Here is a 19,704-nt window from a genome sequence, read left to right as displayed (position 1 = left end):
AACCCAGGTCCTCCTGGATCAGGACCATGCTGCGGATCGCCGGCGCCCGCCCAAGCTTCGCGGCTGGGTATGTCATCGTGGCTGTCGCTGTGTTGGCGGGTGCATTGGCACCGTTGATCGCACCTTACAACCCAATCGAGGCCGATCCGTCGCAGTTCCTTCAGCCGCCGAACCGACTACACTGGCTCGGAACGGATGCCGTGGGGATGGATATATTCTCGCGGGTTTTGTACAGCCCACGTATCGACATCACGATCGCGGTTCTCGGCACGCTGATCTCGGCGACAATAGGTTGCCTGCTAGGGGCATGGGTCGGTTACTACAGCCGGCCTGGGGATTTCCGATCGCGAATCGCTTTCCTGATCATGCGGCTTGCGGATGTGCTGCAGGCTTTTCCGGTCTTCGTCTTCGCCATCGCCCTGGTCGCCAGTCTGGGCCAGAGCATTCAGACCGTGGTCTTCGCGATCGCCTTCGTCAACATTCCGATCTACCTGCGTCTGATGCGGTCGCAGGTCATGACAATACGGGAAATGCGCTTCGTCGAGGCATCCCTGGTCGCCGGCATGTCGGCCATGCGGACGATCTTTCGCCACGTCCTGCCGAACGCGATGGGCCCGGCGCTGGCACAACTCTCGGTCAATGTCGGCTGGGCGATCCTGCTGACAGCAGGCCTGAGTTTCGTCGGCGCGGGCGTTCGAGCCCCCATCCCGGAGTGGGGCAGCATGATCGCGACCGGCTTTCAGAACGTCGTGACTGGTGAATGGTGGCCGTCGGTGTTTCCCGGCCTCGCGCTCGCCATCACCGTCTTCGGATTTTCCTTGGTCGGAAACAGTGTAGAGGTCTTCGGCGACCCGATGAAAGTCCGCCGCCTGATCCGCGACGTGACACTGCGCGAACGGGCGCGTGCTTCCAGGCGCCGAGCCTGATGCGAATCATTGGATTCCTTGGACACCGCTTGCTGTTCATCGTGCCACAGCTCTTTGGCATTCTGCTTGTCAGCTTCTTTCTCATAAAGTCGATTCCTGGTGATCCGGCTGTGCTGATGCTCGGCCCGATGGCATCCGCCGATGCGGTTGCCGGCTTGCGTACGAAGCTTGGCCTTGATCACGCCCTGCCGGTGCAGTTCTGGCATTTCCTTGTCGATTTGGTCCATGGTGACCTGGGTACCTCCTGGCAGACCACGCGACCGGTTCTCGAAGACCTGCTTCAGCGTTTTCCCGCGACACTCGAACTGGTCACGCTTGGGCTCCTCGGCGCCATCCTGATCGGCGTGCCGTTAGGAATCGCTTCGGCGTTCAACGAGAAAGGGGCGCTCGCCCGCGTGGCCGGGCTGTATGGCCTCACCGCCGGCTCGCTGCCGGACTTCTGGCTGGCGCTGGTGCTCATCTTTGTCTTCTACACAGTCCTTCAGGTCGTACCGGCGCCACTTGGTCGTCTGGACTTCGCCATCCTGCCGCCTCCGACAGTAACCGGCTTCCTGCTGCTCGACAGCATCATTGCGGGAGACTGGCAGGCTCTTGCTTCGGCGCTAGGCCACCTTTGCCTGCCCGTCCTGACCCTTAGTCTTATCAACGCCGGCCCGATCCTGAAGATGACGCAGTCGACCATGGACAGGATGCTGCAATCCGATTTCAGTCGTTACGAGGTGCTCTCCGGGTTGCCGCATGGGATGGTTGTCCGTCACGCCTTGCGAAACGCCCTGCCCGCCGTGGTGACCATCATCAGTGTCCTCTATGGCTATCTGCTTGGTGGCGCGGTCCTGGTGGAAATCGTCTTTAGTTGGGGGGGCGCTGGCCAGTACGCCGTGCAAGGCGTGCTCAACTCCGATATCTATCCGGTACTCGGCTTCGTCTTGTTCTCCGCGATATTTTCATTGGTCGTCTACTTGATCGTGGATATCGTCTACGCCGCGATCGATCCCAGGATTGGACGATGACATGCTGAAGCTCAGCGATCCGGTCCAGGAAAACGCCGCCGCGACTGTTGCCATGCCGACCTTCGACATACGCCGGCTGACCGTCGAGTTTCCAACCATAAGCGGCAACCCGGCTGTCGCCATCAGGAACCTTGATCTTCGCATCGAACGGGGGGAAATCTTCGGCCTCGTCGGTGAATCGGGCGCTGGCAAAACCACGTTGGCGCGCAGCCTGCTTCGCCTGCCGCCCGAGCCGGGCCGCATCTCGGCCGGAGAACTGGTCTTCGAAGGCCGAGACATCATGCCGCTGACCGAGGTCGCGCTGCAGCGGATGCGTGGCCGCGATATCTCCATGATCGTGCCGAACCCGCGCAACGAGCTGAACCCGCTGCTCACCGTGGGCGAGCAGATCGCCAACGTTGCCCGCGTCCATCTGCGCGTATCGCGGCGCGAGGCGTTCGGCATGGCGCTCGAGATCCTGCGCGCCGTGCAGATCCCCGACCCCGACCGCCGCATGACAGCCTTCCCGCATGAAATGAGCGGCGGCATGGCGCAACGGATCGTCATCGCGATCGCCCTGATCTGCTCGCCGAAGTTCATCGTGTCCGATGACGCGACCAGCGGTCTTGATGTCACCGTGCAGGCGCAGATCCTGGACCTGCTGCGCCGGCTGGCAAAGGATCGCGGCAGCGCCATGCTGTTCATAACCCGCGACATCGGCATCACGGCGCATTTCTGCGACAGGGTCGCCGTCATCTTTGATGGTGAGATCATGGAGCTCGCGGATCGTGAGGATTTCTTCTTCCGGCCCGCGCATCCCTACACGATCATGCTCATGGCCGCCTTCTCCTACAACCAGCGGCTCCGTCGGCTGTGGGCGCGTCCCGAGCCGCTGCCAGGTGCCGCGGTCGAGGCAACCGCGTGCCCCTATGTCCTGCGCTGCCCGCTCGCGCAAAAGCGGTGCCGCGTCGATCGTCCGGCGCTGCGTGAACTCGCGCGTGGCCACTATGCGCGGTGTCATTTTCCGGTGCTGCGGTAATGCCGCTTCTCGAGGTCGCCCACCTCGTCAAGCGATTCGCGATACCGGGATCACGCAGCGTCGTACAAGCCGTCAACGGAATCTCCTTCACGCTCGAGCCGGGTGAAACGCTGGGAATCGTCGGTGAAAGCGGTTCCGGCAAGACGACGGTCGGGCGGTGCATTCTCGGCCTGACCGATATCTCCGGTGGCGGCATCAAGTTCAACGGCAACGATCTGCTGATGACGCGGAAGCGAAACCCGGCTTCATTGCGCGGCCAGATACAGATCGTGTTCCAGGAACCGGCCGATGCACTCGATCCCAGAATGAGGATCGGAGCCTGCATCGCGGAGCCGCTGGTTGTGCTGGGCGTATCCCCCAACGAACGATCAAGGCGGGTCGCCGAGGCGCTCGATCTGGTCGGTCTCGCGCGCCGGACATTGCAGCTCTACCCCGCGGAACTCAGCGGCGGCCAGCAGCAGCGTGTCGGCATCGCGCGGGCCATGATCACCCGTCCTAGGTTGGTCATTCTCGATGAACCCACCTCGGCGCTCGATCCCACGGCCAGGGCGGAGATCATCGAGTTGCTCGTGGGCATCCAGAAGCAGCTTGGTACCGCCTATCTGTTCATCTCACACGATCTAAGCACGGTGCGGTTTGTCAGCCATCGTATCGCGGTCATGTATCTCGGCATGATTGTCGAACAAGGTGAAGCAGCAAGCTTGTTTGCCCAGCCACGTCATCCATACAGCGTCGGCCTTCTGTCCTCCGTCCTGTTGCCCAACCCGGCGCTGCGGCAGCCATTCGACGTGAGCCTGTCGGGCGAGATCCCAAGTCCGATCAACTTGCCCACGGGGTGCTTCCTGGCGTCGCGCTGCCCCTTCGTGGTCGATGCCTGCCGGACGCGCATTCCACCGTCGGTGGATCTGGGTGACACCCATCGGGTTCACTGCATTCGCCATGAAGACATCAAGGACATGCAGCGAACCACTGACCTGTTCGACCACTTTCAGGCGGAGTCGGAGCGGATTCTCAGCGTCGGCGCGCCTGTGTCATCATGATCGTGAAGACCGGCTCGACCGTCGGCGTCTATGTTCTGACCATGGTAGTCGCGGACGAAACGGCCCGGGCGAATTGGGAACACCTCAAGGCGACCAACGCGGCGGCGAACCGCAAGGCCATGTAACGAGCCATACTTAATGCCCTTTTTATCCAGCCGCTGATGAAAATCCGTGCCAGCAGGCGCGCCACTTTCCGATCTGGCGGCACGACAACATGACCCGCCGGTCGCTCTGACGCCTGTGCAGGCATGTGGTCGGGGTTTATAAGGGTTGCCAATGAAACCTCCCCACGGCAATCGTCCCGGCGGCTCGTCGCGCCCTCCGTCTGATCGCGGTCCCTACCGGGGACCGGGCGGCCCGCCCCAACGTCCGCCCGGCCAGGGCGGCGCCGGACCACGAAGCGAATCCCGCGCCGGCCATGGCGGCGGTCATCATGCTGATGCGGGACCGCGCAACCCCCAGAAGCCAAGGCCCCAAGGGGGAACGGGAACCGGATTCCAGCCCCGCCTCAACAGGGAAGCCTCCAACAGCGAACCATTCCGCTCGGCAACCGCCAAACCGCAAGGCTTTCAGCCGCGCCAGGGCGGCCCGTCGCCGCGCCCTCGGGAGCATGATGCGCCGCGCCATGCACCGGACGCGCCCAAGGGCACTGTCTGGTTGTATGGCCACCACGCGGTCGCCGCCGCACTGGCAAATCCGTCACGCCGTCTGCGCCGCCTGTTGTTGACCGAAGAAGCCGAAGCCGCGATCAGCCGGCATCTTCCGCCACCCTGGGCCTTGTCCGCCGAACACGTCGACCGCGCGCGCCTGGATCACCTCCTCGGCCGTGACATCGTGCATCAGGGCGCGGCGCTGCTGGCCGATCCGCTGGCACCCCCCAGCCTGCAGTCGGTGCTGGAAAAATCCGGCGTCATCGTCGTGCTGGACCAGGTGACGGACCCGCGCAACGTCGGCGCCATCCTGCGATCGGCCGCCGCGTTCGGCGCCGCCGCCGTCATCACCCAGGACCGCAACGCGCCGGAGGAAACCGGCGCCCTCGCCAAGGCCGCCTCCGGCGCCTTGGAGACAATGCCGCTGCTGCGCGCGGTCAACATCACCCGGACACTGATCGCGCTGAAGGCGGCCAATGTCTGGTGCATCGGCCTGGACGCCGCCGGCGCGCCACTGTCCGGCCCGGCCTTCGCCGACCGGCGAATGGCCCTGGTGCTCGGCGCCGAGGGTGAAGGGCTGCGTCGCCTGACCAGGGAGACCTGCGACGCGATTGCCGGCCTCACCATCAAGGGCGCGGTGGAAAGCCTGAATGTCTCCGCCGCGGCATCGGTGGCGCTTTACGAACTAAGCAGGCGGTGATGGCCTTCAATCCCGCACAAGCCGCGGCGGCGCTGCTGCGCGACCGGCAGAACCATATGGTCGTGTCGTCGCTGCCCCCCGGCATCGCGCCCACCACCGAAGCCGAGGGCGCCGCGGTGCAGCACGCGCTGGCGCGTCTGGTCAACGCCGATCCGCCCTTCGGTTTCAAGATCGGCGCCACCGGCCGGCGGATGCAAACCTATTTGGGTGTCGATGCGCCGATTGCCGGGTTCATGCAGGGCAAGGACGTCTATCTATCGCACGCCAATCTGCGCTTTGCCGATTACATCCGGCCTGGCGTCGAATGTGAGGTCGCGGTGCGCCTCGCCGCTGACCTGCCGCCCGGGCCATGCTCGCTGCAGCAGGCCCAGGCGGCGGTGGGCGATTTTGTCGCGGCTATTGAGATCGTCGAGAACCGCTACGGCGACCTGAAGGACCTGGGCACGCCCACCCTGGTAGCCGACCAGATGTATCACGCGGCCGCGGTGATCGGCGAACAGGGCAATACCGACTGGCGCACGTTGGACATCGGCGCGCTGCACGGCCGGATCAGCCTGGATGACGGGACCGGGGATCACGGCGTGACGACCGACCTGCTGGGGCATCCGCTGACTGGGCTGGCTTGGCTTGCGGGCTCCGCCGTCGCCGCCGCGTTCGGTGGCCTGAAGGCCGGTCAGATCGTGATGTTGGGCAGCGTCACGCCGCCGGTCTGGCTGTCCGGACCCGCCACGGTGACCGTCACCTTTCCGCCGCTGCCGCCAGTGACAGTGCGGTTGACCTGAGACAAGCCCGCTATTTGCGTGTGTCGCGCAGGCCGCGCAGCGCCAGGTAGTACCCCAGGACACCAAAGCCCGCGACCATGCCGAGGCTGACCTGAGCCGTGTCGGAAATCGGTCCCCGGCGCACCGGGTTGGAGATATGCACCTCGATCACCGGGAACGTCACCTGGCTGATCGCCGCCGTCAGTGCGGGATAGCCGCGGGAGTAGCCAGCCGGGTTCACCAACGCGCCGTCAAAACCTTGATCGTTCGCCGCATACAGCCGATTGATCACCTCGCCTTCAATGTTCGAATGAAAGATCTCCACCCCCACATCAAGCTCGGCTGCATAAGTTTGTATGTGCTTGTTGTATTCGTCCATTGTCATGCTACCAAAGATCTCGGTCTGCACCTTGCCGCGCATGTTCATGCCGGCGCCTTGGACGACCAGGAATTTCATGATGGTGCGTTCCTTCCGCGAGATCCACGCGACGCTAGGCGTCCCGCGGACCGCTGACAAGCGAGGCGATGGCCAATGTCATGATGCAATCAAAGCAGCGGGTGGTGCCGCCGGCCTGGGCCGCGCATCTTCACCGGCAAGCCGCGGAGCTTCGTGCAAAACGCCATGGTCCCGTACACGTGTGCGCCAGCATGAACGCGGCGTTCTACAGGATGCGGTAGACAATCAGCATGCTCTCAAACACGCGGCCCGGTGAACGCGATCTCCATCGTGCCGAGCACGACGCGCGGGTGCAGCGATGTCGGTTCGGTCACACCGCAAGGCGTTCAGGACCTTGTTGGTGTTGGATCGATCGCGTTAGCGCAAGCGTCGGTTGGCGCTGCCGCCACTTGTCCGGCAAGCGGCACGATCTTCAGCGCTGCTGAGCCCACTCGGCACGGCGCGGCGAAAAGTCCGCAGCCAGACAGCAGGATGCAGCATAGCCATAGCAGGCACACCCGCATGAGCAAGACTCGATTCATTCCGCGCTCCTACCTAACTCGCATATCGACCATACCTGAGCCACATCCGGGGCATGTCCGCTCGGCCCGCTAGCCGCAGCCTACGGGCTAACGCCGGTCTACCACTTCGCCATGGATGCACGCCAAGCTAGTGGTCCGATCCTAACGCTTGGTTCCCAAGCGTTAGGTGAATCGGCCCACCAAATCAAAGCCTAGTGGATAAATTCAACAGGCCTATCCGTTGGATTTTATCCACTAGTAACTCTGCACAGTGATTTTGAACGGTTAAGTGGTGTCGGGATAGGCGCGAGCCAGCTTGTCTCTCGCCTTCTGCGTCGTGAACTTCCATTGGATCCGTGCGCCTGACGCGTTGCGTTGGCTTTGCCATGCTTTGATTTCGGTGTTGAGAACGTCGCGCTCACCGATCCGGCGATCCAGGCACTGGCCGCGCAGCACGCCGATCTCAATCTCCACCATGTTCAGCCAACTGGCATGTTTGGGTGTGTAATGAAATTCCAGGCGCTGAAGAATACGGTGCGCTTCGGGTGCCGGGAAGGTCTCATATAGCGCCCCGGCGGTGTGGGTTGAAAGATTGTCCAGCACAACCCGGATCTGGTCGGCATCTGGATAGTGGGTATTGGCCAGATCACGCATGCAGACGGCGAAATCCTGCGCGGTTCGCTGGTCTGTCACCTTTACATGACGCCAGGGTCTGTGTGCGTCGAGAAACACGAACAGATTGGCGGTGCCGTTACGGCGGTATTCGCAATCATAGCGCTCCGGCTGACCCGGTTCGGCCGGGATCGGCTCACGTACCTCGCCGATCAACTGGGTCGGACTTTCGTCAAAGCACACCACCGGGCGCTTCGCATCAGCCGTCTCGGCGTAGAGATCGAGCACATCCTCCATCCGCGCGACATAGGCGCCATCAATTTGTGGAATGCACCACATCTCCCGCCGCCACGGCTTTAGATCGTCTTCTGCAAGGCGCCGGCGCACGGTCTCGCGCGACAGATCCTCATGCTCGGTCAGCCTCACCATCTCGCCGGCCAACAGATCGAGCGTCCAGCGCTTGCGCCCCACCGGCGGGGTGGTGCAGGCCGTTGCCACCAGCAGCGCGGTCTCCTTGCCGGACAGCTTGCGCGAAGTCCCTGGGCGGACCTCCTCGCTGAGCGCCAGATCCAGGTTGCCCTCGACGAAGCGTCGCTTGGTGCGGTAGACCGTCGAGGTGCCAACCGAGACGCTGTTGGCGATCACGTCGTCGCTGACACCAGCATCGGCGGCCAGCAGGATCTGAGCCCGCTTGATCTTGCGTGCTGCGTGTTTGCCGCCGTTCAGCAGCGTCGTGAGGTGTGCGCGCTCCGCCTCGCTCAGATCGACCCGATACCGTATGGTCATCGCCGTTCCTTTCCCTTCAAGGACAACGATGAGTCGAGCTGTCGATGCGCTGCGACCGCAATTTACCCCCAGACAGGGCCAGTTTTTGGCGTATATCGACGCTTATACTCTGGTGAACGGGCGCCCGCCGGCGGAGGCGGACATGATGCGGTTCTTCCGCCTCACGCCTCCAAGCGTCCATCAGATGGTGCTCACCCTCGAGCAGGCCGGGCTGATCTCACGCAAACCAGGCTTCGCACGGAGCATCGTCGTCCTGCTTGAGCGTTCCGCTTTGCCTGAACTACTTCCAGGACACGCTCAACCGGTCAAAACCTCTGTGCAAAGGTACTAGGTCTCTGCCATGCCCAGGGGCGTCAGGAACCGGGAGATGAGCAGTTTCAGCATTGCCCTGCTTGAGGCACCGTCGAGGTGAGGGTTCGATACCCGCAGGCTGCCCGCCCCCAGAACCACGTTCAAGACGATGGCCGCGGCGGCGTCTGGTTCAAGGCCGGGATCAACCTGGCCGAGTTCCTGCCCCTTGCGCAGAAAGCTGGCCAAAAGCTGCTGCAGCCGCCGGCTGCGATGCTGCAGAATCTTCGCGATCGCTGGATTCCGGCTGGCCTCGGCGAGCACCTCCAAGTGGAGCATTGATCCGGCCATGCCTTGTTTCAGCCTCAACGAATCGATTTCCGCGAGCAGCGCGGCGACCACGTCCGGCTTCTGCATCAAGCCGTCGAAGCGAGCGGCCGCCTTCTGCAAGCCAATCTCTGTCATGGCGGCAATGATGGCCTCCTTGGATTCGAAGTAGTGGTACAGGTGACCGGGGCTGATGCCCGCCTCGGCGCAGATGTCGGAGGTGCTTGCTCCGCGGAACCCACCACGGACGAAGCACCGCTCGGCAGCCTGCAGAATCTGCCGCCGTTTCTCATCATGCCTTTCGGGATCCACCTTGCGCACGCCACGCTCTCATGAAATTAGAGCGTTCCATCTAGCACAGCTTGACAGGCAAAGCGAACCCACATTATTAGACCGAACGATCTGACTATAAGGCATTGGCTTTTTCTTAAGACGTCATCCGCTGCAAACCTGTCGACCCGTGTGTTGGCACACCGTGCCGAGGGGCATCCGGATCATGGCTGATGAATGCCCAAATCGCCTTTGCCCCGATCGAATGAGCCCGTCCCGGTAGATCGAGCTCTGAACGTCGAACGACCTGAAGGAGAACATCATGCCCAGCCTTGGCCTAATCGATCCGGACTGCAAGTTTTCGCCGGGATACATGGCCCCGATCATTGATCCCACGCGTTGCAAAGCCGAAGCGGCGTGTGTTCCAATCTGCCCATACAGTGTCCTTGCGGAGAGTTCTAACCAAAGATAGCCAAGAACGTCTTGGCATAAGTGGCATAGTTTTCCGGATCTTGCAGGTGGTGGAGCAGGCGCAGTGACAGATCGACCATGGTGGGACACTTGGACACGACCTTGGTCTTGCGTCGAAAGCGAGCGAGATAATGCCTGACGTTGCTGTTGTCCTGCTCAATGGGGAAGGTCAAGTCCTTGCCGGTGAACAGTTGATCCTCCGGGATCAGCCGGTGGTAACCCTCCCAATCATCCGTGACGAAGGTCTTGCCGCTCAGGCCGACCTTGTCGAGCAGGCGGCGGCAGGTTGCATCATCACGCCCACCCAGAACCCAGGCCACAACGCGGCGTGTATCAACGTCATAGGCGCGCCAGACCCACAGCTTGGCAGACTTTTTTTGATGAAGTGCCACATCTCGTCCGCCTCGACCGTGATCACCTGCGCCGCTACCTCAGGCTCCGGCAAGGCGGAGGCTTCGGCTCGCACCCACTTCAGCACCGCCACGTCGCTGACACCCAGCAGGCGTCCGATCATGCTAAAGCTCATGTTGCCCATGCCATACAGCAGCATAGCCAGCGCCTTCATCGCAGGCGGCTTGCCCCGCAACGGGGTATCGGTGAAGTTGCAGCCACAGCGATGACACCGGTAGCGCTGGTGGCCGCGCACCGTGCCGCTCTTGACGTAGTCCAATCCTCCGCACTGCTTGCAGTTCAAACCATCCGCAGACATTACAGCCTCCAGCCCAAAAACCGTCAGTCTAGCAAAGCTGGCAGATATCTCAAGTTAGAACTCTCTCCTTGCGATCCGTACTGTCCCGAGCGACGAAAGGGCGATGCTTCCGTTGATTGGACGCCTCAAGCTTCTCGTCCACGGCGGTAAACAGGCGTTCGCCCTGAGTCCTGACGCCTGCCAAGGCTGTGGCCTCTGCGTGCTGGTCTGTCCGGAAAGTGCCATCAAGCTGCAAAGACGGCATGATCAACCAGCGACCAGCCACTTCGGCGTCGATTAGGAATATCGGTTCAGGCTTGCTCCGACGTTCGGCATTGACCGGGATGCTTTGCCAGACCCCGCGAAACCTGGCGCCAACCCAACGTTAACGATAAGGCGTACGGAGCGAACCTCGGTTCGAGCAGAGACGTCGGAGCCACCTTTCATGCAATGAGCGGACGGCTGTGCCTTGAAATCAGGCTTGTACTCAAGGGTTTAAGTAGCGATGTTGTCATGTCACAAGAGCCTGAGCCTGGAAGACCTGCTGTCGGACGACCTTGTCCAAACCATGATGCGGGCTGACCGCGTCGATCCTGCTTCACTCAGGGTGCTGATCAGAACAGTCACGCGGCAGCGCATGACTTTACCTAACCCGTCCGGAACCGTTCGCGGTCGGCTGTCGCGCGCATGGCACCTGCTGGAAGCCAAGGCCGGACTGTCCCACTGAACCGCGATGCATCCATCGCGATCCGAATCGCCATGACGACGCATGCCAATCATGCCGCGACGCGAGAAGCGCTCGGCGATATCACGTTGCGATCCTCAAGGAGCGGCTGGTCTGAGCATGGACCAGCCAGCCTACTTGCGGACGATGGCTGTCTTGATTTTGACGCCGCTCTTCACCAGCATCCACGGCAAGAGGTCGCGATGATTACGCATCACATCCTCCTCGAGTGAGCCGGTCGGGACTGTTCCTCGGCCGGCTCTTTTGTCTTGAATCAGGCGCCTGAAGAAACCGTTAACGTTGGCATTGTCTAAGGGTCCGCACTGGCCGAACCAGGGCATCGATGCATTAGGGATTGCCCCCTGGTCGAAGCCTGATTACTGGGCAGCCATGAGTGACCCAGGACCAACCCCATGGCCATGATCCGCGCGCTGCAGCTTCTCGCCGACCGTCAGGTCGAGCTAGTCGAACGCGAACCGCCCGCGCCCCCCGCGCCGGATCAGGTCCAGCTTCGCGTGCGCGCCGTTGGACTGAACCACATCGACGTCTGGGGCTTTCGCGGCATGGCATTCGCCAAGCGGCTGTACCCAATCAGCGTCGGCGCCGAGGCCGCCTGTGAGATCATCGCCGTCGGCGCCGCCGTGACCAACGTAAAACCGGGCGACCGTGTTGTCCCCTACTCCGCCCTGACCTGCGGCGTCTGCGCGTCCTGCCTGCGCGGTCGGGACAATCTCTGCGAGAACCCCAGCGGCGTGCGCGGCTTCCACATCAACGGCTTCGCCCAGGACATCACCAACCACCCCGCTCGTCTGGTAGTGAAGATCCCCGCCACGGTCAGCATGCATGACGCCGCCTGTGTCGCGGTCGCCTACAGCACCGTCGAGCATATGCTGTTCGACAACGCCCAGCTCGAACCGGCGGAGTGGGTGCTGGTCCATGCCGGCGGCTCCGGCATCGGCAGCATCGCCATCCGTATCGCCAAATCGATCGGCTGCACCGTCATCACCACCGTTGGCTCCGCCGACAAGGCCGCCAGGGCGACGGCGCTGGGCGCCGACCACGTCATCAACTACCGGGAAGACCGGTTCGAGGGCATCGTGCGCAAGCTGACCCGCAAGAAGGGCGTCGATGTGGTGTTCGAGCATACCGGCGCCGACACCTGGGCGGGCTCGTTGCTGTCGATGAAGCGCGGCGGCCGGTTGGTCACCTGCGGCGCCACCTCCGGTCCCACCGCCAGCCTGAACCTGATGCAGTTGTTCCAGCAGCAGTACCGGATTGTCGGCTCGTTCGGTGCACCGCTTTCGGCCCTGGCGCGCGGGCTGGACCGCATCGCCTCCGGTGTGAAGCCGGTGATCGACACTGTCTATCCGCTGGCCGACTTCCGCGCTGGCCTGGGCCGGCTGGAAAGCCGCGACGTGTTCGGCAAGATCCTCGTCGAACTCTGATCCGGTGCGACGAACGCTGGCTCTCTATGGCGATCGGATCCTTGGGCGCATCGTCAAGGGACTGATCCGGCTGCTGCGGCGGGCCGACCCGAACCGTGCCTCCGACCTGTGCGGCGCCATCGCCCGCCACGTCGGCCCGCTGTTGCCGGCGCATCGGATCGGCGAGGCCAACCTGCGCGCGGCGTTTCCGGACAAGGACCAGGCCTGGATTCGGCGGACCTTGCGGGAAGCCTGGGACAACCTTGGCCGCGTCGCCGGCGAGTATGTCCACATGGCGCGGATCTGGGATTTCGACCTCGATCACCCCAATGCCGGCCGCATCCAGGCCGAGAACCTGCCGCTGTTCATGGCGCTGAAGGACGACGACAAGCCGGCCCTGTGCTTCGCTGCCCACCTGGCCAACTGGGAATTGCCGGCGGTCGCCGCCGCCGCCCATGGCGTGCCATCCGCCGTGGTCTATCGGATGCCGAACAACAAGGCGGTCGCCAGGGAGATCATCCGCATCCGCGCGCCGCTGATGGGCCGCATGATCCGCACCCGCGCCCAGGCGCCGCTGGAAATGGCCGCCGCACTCCAGGCCGGCGAACATCTGGGCATGCTGGTCGACCAGCATTTTTCCCGCGGCGTGGACGTCACCTTCTTCGGCCGCCGCTGCAAGGCCAATCCGACGGTCGCCCGCCTCGCCCGCCGTTTCGACTGTCCGGTCGTTGGCATGCGCGTGGTGCGGCTGCCGGACCATGGCTTCCTGGTGACCGGAGAAGGTCCCTTCGTGCTCCCCAGGGACGCGGATGGGGAAATCGACGTCGCGGCGGCGACGCAGATGATCACCTCGGTCATCGAGGGATGGATCAGGGAACATCCGGGCCAGTGGCTATGGTTCCACCGCCGCTGGCGTTAGAACGCGATCACCCGGGGCTGAGCCGTCGAAAGACGTGAATCACGCGATCAGGCAGTGTGTTGGACCACGAGTTGCTCCTTTTACCGGATCTTAACGAATGTCTGGCATCTGTCAGGCGGTCGCGCGGGAAGCATCCATCCAATGAAGGTATCCTGATGTCAAAGCTGTTTCGGGGTCGCGACATGCGAGCCAAGCTTGCTGCCATCGATCGCTCGCAGGCCGTCATCGAATTCTCCATGGACGGCACCATTCTACATGCCAACCAGAATTTCCTCGACGTCGTCGGCTATGCCCTGAACGAGATCAAGGGAAAGCATCACAGCCTGTTCGTCCACCCGGATGACAGGGACAGTGCCGAATATCGCGAATTCTGGGCGCGGCTCCGGCGCGGCGAATACCAGTCCGCCGAATACCGCCGCGTCGGCAAAGGCGCCCGCGAAGTGTGGTTGCAGGCCACCTACAATCCGGTGCGCGGCCTGACCGGCAAACCTTTCAAGGTCGTCAAGTTCGCAGCCGACATCACCGAGGCAAAGCGGCAGAGCCTGGATTTCGCCGGCCAGGTTGCCGCCATCGGGCGTTCCCAAGCGGTGATCGAGTTCGATCTCGACGGCACCATCACCGCGGCCAACGAGAACTTCCTCTCCACCGTCGGCTACACCAAGGAAGACGTGCTCGGCAAACACCATCGCATGTTTGTCAGCAAGCAGGAGAGCACCGGCACGGAGTATGCCGCCTTCTGGGCCAGGTTGCGGCAGGGACATTTCACCGCTGGAGAATACAAAAGAATTGGCAAGGATGGCCGCGAGATCTGGCTGCAGGCCACCTACAACTCGATCCGTGGCATCGACGGCAAGCCCTTCAAGGTGGTGAAATTCGCGACCGACGTGACCGCCCTGAAACTGCGCAATGTGGACTTTGCCGGTCAGGTCGCCGCGATCAGCCGGTCACAGGCCGTGATCGAATTCGACCCTCAGGGAACCATCCTGGCTGCCAACAGGAATTTCCTTGATGCGCTGGGCTATACCCTCGACGAGATCAAGGGTCGGCACCACAGCATGTTTGTCCGCCCCGATGATCGTGAGAGCCCGGATTATAAGCGGTTCTGGGACGACCTGCACAAGGGACAGTTCAAGTCCGCGGAGTTCCTTCGTCTCGGCAAGAATGGCCGCGAAGTCTGGATCCAGGCAACCTACAACCCGATCCTCGACCCGAATGGAAAGCCTTTCAAGGTGATCAAGTTCGCCACCGTCATCACCGAGCAGGTGGAACAGCGGGTCAAGTTTGGCCTGCTGTCCCTCGTCGCCAACGAGACCGACAACGGTGTCGTTATCACCACCAAGGACGGCCTGATCGAATACGTCAACCCGGGCTTCTCGCGCATGTCCGGCTACACCGAAGCCGAAGCCAGGGGACGCAAGCCCGGCAGCCTGCTGCAGGGCCGGCACACCGATCCCGTCACCGTCGAGCGGATCAGGCGGAACCTGCACCAGAAAAAACCGTTCTACGAGGAGATCCTCAACTACACCAAGGACGGCGCGCCGTACTGGATCTCGCTATCGGTCAATCCGGTCTTCGACAAGGATGGCGCACTCGAACATTTCGTCTCGGTTCAGGCCAACATCACCGAGACCAAGACCCGGGCACTCGACTTCGACCTGCGCATCAAGGCGATTGAACAATCCAACATCGTTCTGGAGTGGGATGACAAGGGCGAGCTGATGCGGCTGAACGATGGCGCGCTGACCCTGCTGGGCGCGCACAGCGTCGTGGACGCCAGGTGCCTGCCATCCCTGGCCTATGACACGCTGTTCAGCGTTGATGAACGCGGCACGCTTGCCGCCGGCACGTCGGTGACCCGGGACTTCGTCCTAGGCGGCTGCGCCAGCGGCGAAGTCGTCCTGTCGGGACCGGCGCAACCGCTGCGCGACGTCGAAGGCCGGCTCCGGCGCACGGTGATCTATGCCATGGATGTCTCCGCCCGCCGCAAGGCGATCCGAGAAAGCGAGCAGGTCATGACAGGCGTGCTAGAACGCATCAGCCAGGTTGCCGGAGGCATCACCAGCATATCCGGTCAGACCAACCTGCTGGCGCTGAACGCGACCATCGAAGCCGCCCGCGCCGGCGACGCCGGCAAGGGCTTCGCCGTGGTCGCCTCGGAAGTCAAATCCCTCGCCGGACGCTCATCGCAATCCTCCGGCGAGATCACCAAGCTGATCGACGAGACCAGGCGACAGATCGAAATGCTCGTTGCGGGTTAGCGCGTGGTATGCGAACGGCCCTGAGAAGTGACCCTTTGCCAGTCGGGAAAGCCAACGGATTCAACGCTTCATGTCGGCCCAGCAACGGTCGATCATTACCGCGGTTGGTCTGCTTCCGTTCAACCTGTCGTGACCTGAGGATGCCTTGATTTCGTCACACCGGCTCCGTAACCACTTGGCGACGTAACCAATTTGTCCCGGAGATCAGCGTCGATGCGCCCGATGATCCTGTCCGTGCCTCTGCTTGTCGCGCTGTCAGCCGCAGCGCTGTCTCAGCCCATCCCCAATGGTGCACGTCCCGGCAACAACGGCGCCGCCGGCATGCCCATGCCGAGGGGCAGCAGCGCCAGCAACCTGACGCCCGAGGACACGCACTCCATCACGGCCCCTGACCTGCCGGCGCCGGATCTGCCGGACAGCCATCGGCCATCCGACCTGCTCCGCGCGGCGGAAGGCGCCTTGGCCGCCGGCCGCACCGGACAGACGCAGGAGTCGCTGGAAATGGCGCAGACGCGGTTGCTCGATCGCTCTGTTCCGCTAGGCCGAACGCACACCGTCAGCGACAACCCGACGGTCGGGCAGATTTCCCAGGCGCTGCAGGCGCTGGCCAGCCACGACCGCGGCACCTGCATGCAGTTTATCCAGGCAGCCCTTGGTTCCGCCGCCGCCCAAGGGTTATGAGGCGTTTATGACGCCTGCAGCTCCGGAAAATCCTCCTCGCGAAACTCGGCATCCCCACGCAGACCGCTGGCGGCGCGCGCCGCTTCCTCCCGCCGCAGTTCGACGCGTCGGATCTTGCCGGAGATGGTCTTTGGCAACTCATGGAATTCCAGCCGGCGCACACGCTTGAACGGGGCCAGGCGGGTGCGCAGGTGCTGGAAGATCGACAATGCCGTGGCACGGTCGGGTGTCGCGCCGCCGACCAGCGCCAGATAGGCCTTCGGCACCGCCATGCGCACCGGGTCCGGCGCCGGCACCACGGCCGCCTCCGCCACCGCCGGATGCTCGATCAGCACGCTTTCCAGTTCAAACGGGCTGATTCGGTAATCGGACGCTTTGAACACGTCGTCTGCCCTGCCGACATAGGTCAGGTAACCCTCCGCGTCACGCGATGCCACATCGCCGGTGCGGTAGGCCGTTCCGGTCAGCTTGGCGATGCCGCCGTTGTCCTGCTGGTAGCCGCGCATCAGGCCGGCCGGCGGCGGGTCGAGCGCGATCGACACCTGGCCTTCCGACACATCCTGCTCCTCGTCGTCCAGCAGCCGGATGCGGAACCCCGGCAGCGGGCGCCCCATGGAACCGGCCTTGATCGGCTGGCCAGGCGTGTTGCCGACCTGCGCGGTGGTTTCGGTCTGCCCGTAGAAGTCCCGGACAACCAGGCCCCAGGCGGCCTTGACCTGATCAATCACCTCCGGGTTCAGCGGCTCTCCGGCGGCGAGGACTTCACGCAGGCTGTGCCTGACAGTCTTCAGATCTTCCTGGATCAGCATCCGCCACACCGTGGGCGGCGCGCACAGCGTGGTGACCTTGTTCGCCGCCACGGCGTCGAGCAGCGCCCGCGCGTTGAACCGGCCGAGGTTGGCGATGAACACCGCGGCGCCGGCGTTCCACGGCGCGAATACACAGCTCCAGGCGTGTTTTGCCCATCCCGGTGAAGAAACGTTCAGGTGAATGTCCCCCGGCAGCAGACCGAGGCCATACAGCGTTGAAAGATGTCCGACCGGATACGACCGATGCGAATGCAGCACGAGCTTCGGCTTCGCCGTCGTGCCGGAGGTAAAATAAAGCAGCAGCGGATCGTCGGCGAAGGTCTCGCCATCCGGCGTGAATTCCGCCGATGCCGCCAGCAGCATGTCGTAGCGGGACCATCCGGACACCGGATCGCCCACCGCGATCAGCGTCAGGGTCGGATCAAAACCACCGAACTTGACCGCCTCGGCGCTCGCCGCCACGACATGCCGCGTTCGGCCTCGGTCGAAACGATCGGCCAGGTCGCCAGCGGTCAGCAAGGTGGTCGCGGGAATCACCACCGCCCCCAGCTTCATCGCCGCCAGCATGACTTCCCATAACGCAACGACATTGCCCAGCATCAGCAGGATTCGGTCACCGCGTCTGACCCCCAGTGCCCGCAAGCCATTGGCAACCCGGTTGGATCGTTCCGACAGCTCGGCGAACGTCAGCCTGGCGGCGGCTTCGCCGGTGATGATCAGCGCCGGCTGGTGCGCCGTCTCGCCGCGCGCCAGTTCGGCATCGAACCAATCCAGCGCCCAATTGAAACGATCGAGTTCCGGCCAGCGGAAGTCACGATACGCGGTGGCGTAGTCGGTCCGGTTCGCCAGCAGGAAATCGCGGGCCGCCTTGAATGCCTGCACTGTCATGGCATGTCCCTATTCCCGGCTCTGCCCAGCCAGCCAGCGAAATACCACGGAGAAGTCGCGGGCGCCGTCGCCGGCTTCGACCACCTGCTGATAGAACGACAGCGCCTTCGCGGCCAGCGGCGTCGGGGCACCTGTCGCCGCCGCCGCCGCCTGCGACAGCTTGACGTCCTTGACCATCAGCGCCGCCATGAAGCCGGGCGCGTAATCGCGATTGGAAGGCGCCGCGGGCACCGGTCCCGGCGCCGGACAGTAGTTCGACAGCGCCCAGGAGTTCGACGTCGCCGTGGCGCAGATCGCGTGCAGCTTGTCCCAGTCCAGGCCGAGCTTCTGGGCCAGGATGAAGCCTTCGGACACGCCGACCATGTTGATCGCCAGCATCATGTTGTTGCAGATCTTCACTGCCTGCCCGGCCCCAGGTCCGCCGGCGTGGAAGATGTTCTTGCCCATCGCCTCCAGGATCGGCCTGCCAAGCGCGAAGGCGTTGTCCGAACCGCCGACCATGAAGGTCAGCGTGCCGTTCTGCGCCCCCACCGTGCCGCCGGAGACGGGCGCGTCCAGCATCGCCAGACCCGCCGCCTCGGCTGCCGCGGTCACCGTGCGGGCGCTGTCGACGTCGATGGTGGAGCAGTCGATCAGCAACGGGCCGTCGCCCTTCACCACGTCGATCAAGCCACCCTGATTGAGAAAAACCTCCCGCACATGCTCCCCGGCCGGCAGCATGGTGATGACGACGTCGGCGCCATTCGCCGCCGCGGCTGAACTGCCGGCGATCCGACCACCGGCCTCGGCGAGCAGGTCGAGCGCCTTGGTGTTGATGTCAAAGCCGCTGACAGCATGGCCGGCCTTGACCAGATTGGCGGCCATCGGGCCGCCCATGTTGCCCAGGCCGATGAATCCGATTTTTGCCATGGCTACAGGACCTCGAAGATTTCGTAGACCGGACCTTCCGGAGGGCGGCTGCCGGTGCCGATGCCAAAGATGCGATTCAGCCAGTCGTATTTCGGCGACGCGGTCTCGAAGGTGGCCACGGTGCGAAAGTAATACTCCGCCGGATCGACAAGGACACCGCTGTTGACCTTGTCCATCACCGCCGGCGGGCCGTGCCGCATCCCGCGATAGGTCAGTCCGATCGTCGCCTTGTCGTCGGTTTCCAGCACGATGCGGACGTCCAGCGTGGTGGCGCCGTCGGGACGGCCGATGATCCAGTCCGCGCCGCCGGGCAGCACGATGCCGCGCAGCCTGGGGCCGTCGAAGGTGCCACCTGCCACAAGGCCGACGCGGCGGTTGCCGGAGGGGCTCTGCCCGATCGACTGCATGCCGTTCACCGCCAGTTTCAGCGTCAGCAATGGTACTGTGCGTATCTCGGCCATCTCGGCTCCTCCATGGCGTTGCCCGGATCAGACCCGATCCCTGATAGCGAGACAAGAGCGTGCGTGTCCGGATGGAGCTTCCATCATGCAATCGGCTTGAAGCCGAGGTCCGCTTTCGGCATTTTGC

Annotated in this window: 21 protein-coding genes and 1 pseudogene; 13 read left to right on the top strand and 9 right to left on the bottom strand. The window is 63.4% G+C overall.

All coding sequences use genetic code 11. The features are described 5' to 3' along the window. Positions 1–26: 26 nt before the first annotated feature. From ACQY4S_RS01485 to ACQY4S_RS01455, 7 genes and pseudogenes are all read left to right on the top strand, one after another. Positions 27–926 (top strand): ABC transporter permease, encoded by a 900-nt coding sequence (locus ACQY4S_RS01485; RefSeq protein ID WP_428483400.1) that lies wholly within the window; start codon positions 27–29, stop codon positions 924–926. After that, positions 926–1,936 carry an ABC transporter permease gene (locus ACQY4S_RS01480; protein WP_428483399.1) on the top strand — a complete coding sequence of 337 codons (1,011 nt, stop codon included), beginning with the start codon at positions 926–928 and terminating at the stop codon, positions 1,934–1,936. Before ACQY4S_RS01485 ends, ACQY4S_RS01480 begins: the two co-directional genes overlap by 1 nt. A gap of 1 nt (position 1,937) precedes the next feature. Further along, a complete protein-coding gene (locus tag ACQY4S_RS01475) occupies positions 1,938–2,954 on the top strand; it encodes an ABC transporter ATP-binding protein (protein ID WP_428483398.1) in 1,017 nt (338 codons plus the stop codon). Then, positions 2,954–3,994: an ABC transporter ATP-binding protein gene (locus tag ACQY4S_RS01470; RefSeq protein WP_428483397.1), complete on the top strand. Its 1,041-nt coding sequence runs from the start codon at positions 2,954–2,956 to the stop codon at positions 3,992–3,994. Before ACQY4S_RS01475 ends, ACQY4S_RS01470 begins: the two co-directional genes overlap by 1 nt. After that, positions 3,991–4,119 carry a hypothetical protein gene (locus ACQY4S_RS01465; protein ID WP_428483396.1) on the top strand — a complete coding sequence of 43 codons (129 nt, stop codon included), beginning with the start codon at positions 3,991–3,993 and terminating at the stop codon, positions 4,117–4,119. Before ACQY4S_RS01470 ends, ACQY4S_RS01465 begins: the two co-directional genes overlap by 4 nt. A 448-nt stretch (positions 4,120–4,567) precedes the next feature. After that, positions 4,568–5,344, top strand: a pseudogene (locus ACQY4S_RS01460) (TrmH family RNA methyltransferase); the annotation flags it as partial. Next, positions 5,344–6,126 carry a 2-keto-4-pentenoate hydratase gene (locus ACQY4S_RS01455; RefSeq protein ID WP_428483395.1) on the top strand — a complete coding sequence of 261 codons (783 nt, stop codon included), beginning with the start codon at positions 5,344–5,346 and terminating at the stop codon, positions 6,124–6,126. The pseudogene ACQY4S_RS01460 and the gene ACQY4S_RS01455, both read left to right, overlap by 1 nt. Positions 6,127–6,136: 10 nt before the next feature. Here the strand turns inward: ACQY4S_RS01455 and ACQY4S_RS01450 are convergent, their stop codons facing one another. The 3 genes from ACQY4S_RS01450 to ACQY4S_RS01440 all read right to left on the bottom strand — a co-directional run bounded on the left by ACQY4S_RS01450 (position 6,137) and on the right by ACQY4S_RS01440 (position 8,460). Next, the gene (locus ACQY4S_RS01450; RefSeq protein WP_428483394.1) at positions 6,137–6,562 is read right to left on the bottom strand and encodes a type II 3-dehydroquinate dehydratase; all 426 of its coding nucleotides are present in this window, start codon (positions 6,560–6,562) and stop codon (positions 6,137–6,139) included. A 326-nt stretch (positions 6,563–6,888) separates the two neighbouring features. Beyond that, positions 6,889–7,065 (bottom strand): DUF6726 family protein, encoded by a 177-nt coding sequence (locus ACQY4S_RS01445; protein WP_428483722.1) that lies wholly within the window; start codon positions 7,063–7,065, stop codon positions 6,889–6,891. A gap of 282 nt (positions 7,066–7,347) precedes the next feature. After that, on the bottom strand, positions 7,348–8,460 hold the full coding sequence (locus ACQY4S_RS01440; protein WP_428483393.1) for an IS630 family transposase: 1,113 nt from the start codon (positions 8,458–8,460) through the stop codon (positions 7,348–7,350). Between ACQY4S_RS01440 and ACQY4S_RS01435 the strand changes: the two genes are divergently transcribed. Beyond that, positions 8,453–8,791, top strand: coding sequence for a LexA family protein (locus ACQY4S_RS01435; RefSeq protein WP_428483392.1), 339 nt, complete (start codon positions 8,453–8,455; stop codon positions 8,789–8,791). The two genes, ACQY4S_RS01440 and ACQY4S_RS01435, sit on opposite strands and share 8 nt — an antisense overlap. Here the strand turns inward: ACQY4S_RS01435 and ACQY4S_RS01430 are convergent. The 3 genes from ACQY4S_RS01430 to ACQY4S_RS01420 form a co-directional block, all read right to left on the bottom strand. Beyond that, positions 8,788–9,396, bottom strand: coding sequence for a TetR/AcrR family transcriptional regulator (locus ACQY4S_RS01430; protein ID WP_428483391.1), 609 nt, complete (start codon positions 9,394–9,396; stop codon positions 8,788–8,790). The two genes, ACQY4S_RS01435 and ACQY4S_RS01430, sit on opposite strands and share 4 nt — an antisense overlap. Positions 9,397–9,803: 407 nt before the next feature. Then, the gene (locus ACQY4S_RS01425) at positions 9,804–10,136 is read right to left on the bottom strand and encodes an IS1 family transposase (RefSeq protein WP_428483390.1); all 333 of its coding nucleotides are present in this window, start codon (positions 10,134–10,136) and stop codon (positions 9,804–9,806) included. Continuing rightward, positions 10,070–10,525, bottom strand: a complete 456-nt coding sequence (locus ACQY4S_RS01420) for an IS1/IS1595 family N-terminal zinc-binding domain-containing protein (protein ID WP_428483389.1) — start codon at positions 10,523–10,525, stop codon at positions 10,070–10,072. Before ACQY4S_RS01420 ends, ACQY4S_RS01425 begins: the two co-directional genes overlap by 67 nt. Before the next feature lie 103 nt (positions 10,526–10,628). Between ACQY4S_RS01420 and ACQY4S_RS01415 the strand changes: the two genes are divergently transcribed. From ACQY4S_RS01415 to ACQY4S_RS01395, 5 genes are all read left to right on the top strand, one after another. Beyond that, positions 10,629–10,805: an ATP-binding protein gene (locus ACQY4S_RS01415; RefSeq protein ID WP_428483388.1), complete on the top strand. Its 177-nt coding sequence runs from the start codon at positions 10,629–10,631 to the stop codon at positions 10,803–10,805. Positions 10,806–11,641: 836 nt separating this feature from the next. Then, positions 11,642–12,673 (top strand): zinc-binding dehydrogenase, encoded by a 1,032-nt coding sequence (locus ACQY4S_RS01410; RefSeq protein ID WP_428483387.1) that lies wholly within the window; start codon positions 11,642–11,644, stop codon positions 12,671–12,673. Positions 12,674–12,677: 4 nt separating this feature from the next. Beyond that, the gene (locus ACQY4S_RS01405; RefSeq protein WP_428483386.1) at positions 12,678–13,571 is read left to right on the top strand and encodes a lipid A biosynthesis lauroyl acyltransferase; all 894 of its coding nucleotides are present in this window, start codon (positions 12,678–12,680) and stop codon (positions 13,569–13,571) included. Positions 13,572–13,726: 155 nt separating this feature from the next. Further along, positions 13,727–15,829 carry a methyl-accepting chemotaxis protein gene (locus tag ACQY4S_RS01400; protein ID WP_428483385.1) on the top strand — a complete coding sequence of 701 codons (2,103 nt, stop codon included), beginning with the start codon at positions 13,727–13,729 and terminating at the stop codon, positions 15,827–15,829. Between the two features lie 213 nt (positions 15,830–16,042). Then, on the top strand, positions 16,043–16,510 hold the full coding sequence (locus ACQY4S_RS01395) for a hypothetical protein (protein WP_428483384.1): 468 nt from the start codon (positions 16,043–16,045) through the stop codon (positions 16,508–16,510). 5 nt (positions 16,511–16,515) lie between these two features. Here ACQY4S_RS01395 and ACQY4S_RS01390 read toward each other — a convergent pair whose 3' ends face one another. Genes ACQY4S_RS01390 through ACQY4S_RS01380 form a run of 3 tightly spaced genes read right to left on the bottom strand, consistent with a single transcriptional unit; the run spans position 16,516 to position 19,577 of the window. Then, a complete protein-coding gene (locus tag ACQY4S_RS01390) occupies positions 16,516–18,207 on the bottom strand; it encodes an AMP-binding protein (RefSeq protein ID WP_428483383.1) in 1,692 nt (563 codons plus the stop codon). 9 nt (positions 18,208–18,216) lie between these two features. Beyond that, complete coding sequence (gene mmsB, locus ACQY4S_RS01385; RefSeq protein ID WP_428483382.1) at positions 18,217–19,116, bottom strand: 3-hydroxyisobutyrate dehydrogenase; 900 nt, start codon at positions 19,114–19,116, stop codon at positions 18,217–18,219. A 2-nt stretch (positions 19,117–19,118) separates the two neighbouring features. Next, positions 19,119–19,577, bottom strand: coding sequence for a DUF3237 domain-containing protein (locus tag ACQY4S_RS01380; protein ID WP_428483381.1), 459 nt, complete (start codon positions 19,575–19,577; stop codon positions 19,119–19,121). Between the last annotated feature and the right edge of the window lie 127 nt (positions 19,578–19,704).

The sequence above is a fragment of the Rhodopila sp. genome (assembly GCF_965276935.1).
Classification (GTDB): Bacteria; Pseudomonadota; Alphaproteobacteria; order Acetobacterales; family Acetobacteraceae; genus Rhodopila.
Note: the sequence above shows the minus strand (reverse complement) of the source record. Positions and strands in the feature narration are given on the sequence as shown.

Bases quoted from the DNA above. Each gene is read 5' to 3' on its own strand.
- ACQY4S_RS01420 (WP_428483389.1), bottom strand. From the start codon at position 10,525: ATGTCTGCGGATGGTTTGAACTGCAAGCAGTGCGGAGGATTGGACTAC.
- ACQY4S_RS01440 (WP_428483393.1), bottom strand. From the start codon at position 8,460: ATGACCATACGGTATCGGGTCGATCTGAGCGAGGCGGAGCGCGCACAC.
- ACQY4S_RS01390 (WP_428483383.1), bottom strand. From the start codon at position 18,207: ATGACAGTGCAGGCATTCAAGGCGGCCCGCGATTTCCTGCTGGCGAAC.
- mmsB (WP_428483382.1), bottom strand. From the start codon at position 19,116: ATGGCAAAAATCGGATTCATCGGCCTGGGCAACATGGGCGGCCCGATG.
- ACQY4S_RS01470 (WP_428483397.1), top strand. From the start codon at position 2,954: ATGCCGCTTCTCGAGGTCGCCCACCTCGTCAAGCGATTCGCGATACCG.
- ACQY4S_RS01485 (WP_428483400.1), top strand. From the start codon at position 27: ATGCTGCGGATCGCCGGCGCCCGCCCAAGCTTCGCGGCTGGGTATGTC.
- ACQY4S_RS01465 (WP_428483396.1), top strand. From the start codon at position 3,991: ATGATCGTGAAGACCGGCTCGACCGTCGGCGTCTATGTTCTGACCATG.
- ACQY4S_RS01395 (WP_428483384.1), top strand. From the start codon at position 16,043: ATGCGCCCGATGATCCTGTCCGTGCCTCTGCTTGTCGCGCTGTCAGCC.
- ACQY4S_RS01475 (WP_428483398.1), top strand. From the start codon at position 1,938: ATGCTGAAGCTCAGCGATCCGGTCCAGGAAAACGCCGCCGCGACTGTT.
- ACQY4S_RS01400 (WP_428483385.1), top strand. From the start codon at position 13,727: ATGTCAAAGCTGTTTCGGGGTCGCGACATGCGAGCCAAGCTTGCTGCC.
- ACQY4S_RS01410 (WP_428483387.1), top strand. From the start codon at position 11,642: ATGGCCATGATCCGCGCGCTGCAGCTTCTCGCCGACCGTCAGGTCGAG.
- ACQY4S_RS01455 (WP_428483395.1), top strand. From the start codon at position 5,344: ATGGCCTTCAATCCCGCACAAGCCGCGGCGGCGCTGCTGCGCGACCGG.
- ACQY4S_RS01380 (WP_428483381.1), bottom strand. From the start codon at position 19,577: ATGGCCGAGATACGCACAGTACCATTGCTGACGCTGAAACTGGCGGTG.
- ACQY4S_RS01445 (WP_428483722.1), bottom strand. From the start codon at position 7,065: ATGCGGGTGTGCCTGCTATGGCTATGCTGCATCCTGCTGTCTGGCTGC.
- ACQY4S_RS01450 (WP_428483394.1), bottom strand. From the start codon at position 6,562: ATGAAATTCCTGGTCGTCCAAGGCGCCGGCATGAACATGCGCGGCAAG.
- ACQY4S_RS01415 (WP_428483388.1), top strand. From the start codon at position 10,629: ATGCTTCCGTTGATTGGACGCCTCAAGCTTCTCGTCCACGGCGGTAAA.
- ACQY4S_RS01435 (WP_428483392.1), top strand. From the start codon at position 8,453: ATGGTCATCGCCGTTCCTTTCCCTTCAAGGACAACGATGAGTCGAGCT.
- ACQY4S_RS01480 (WP_428483399.1), top strand. From the start codon at position 926: ATGCGAATCATTGGATTCCTTGGACACCGCTTGCTGTTCATCGTGCCA.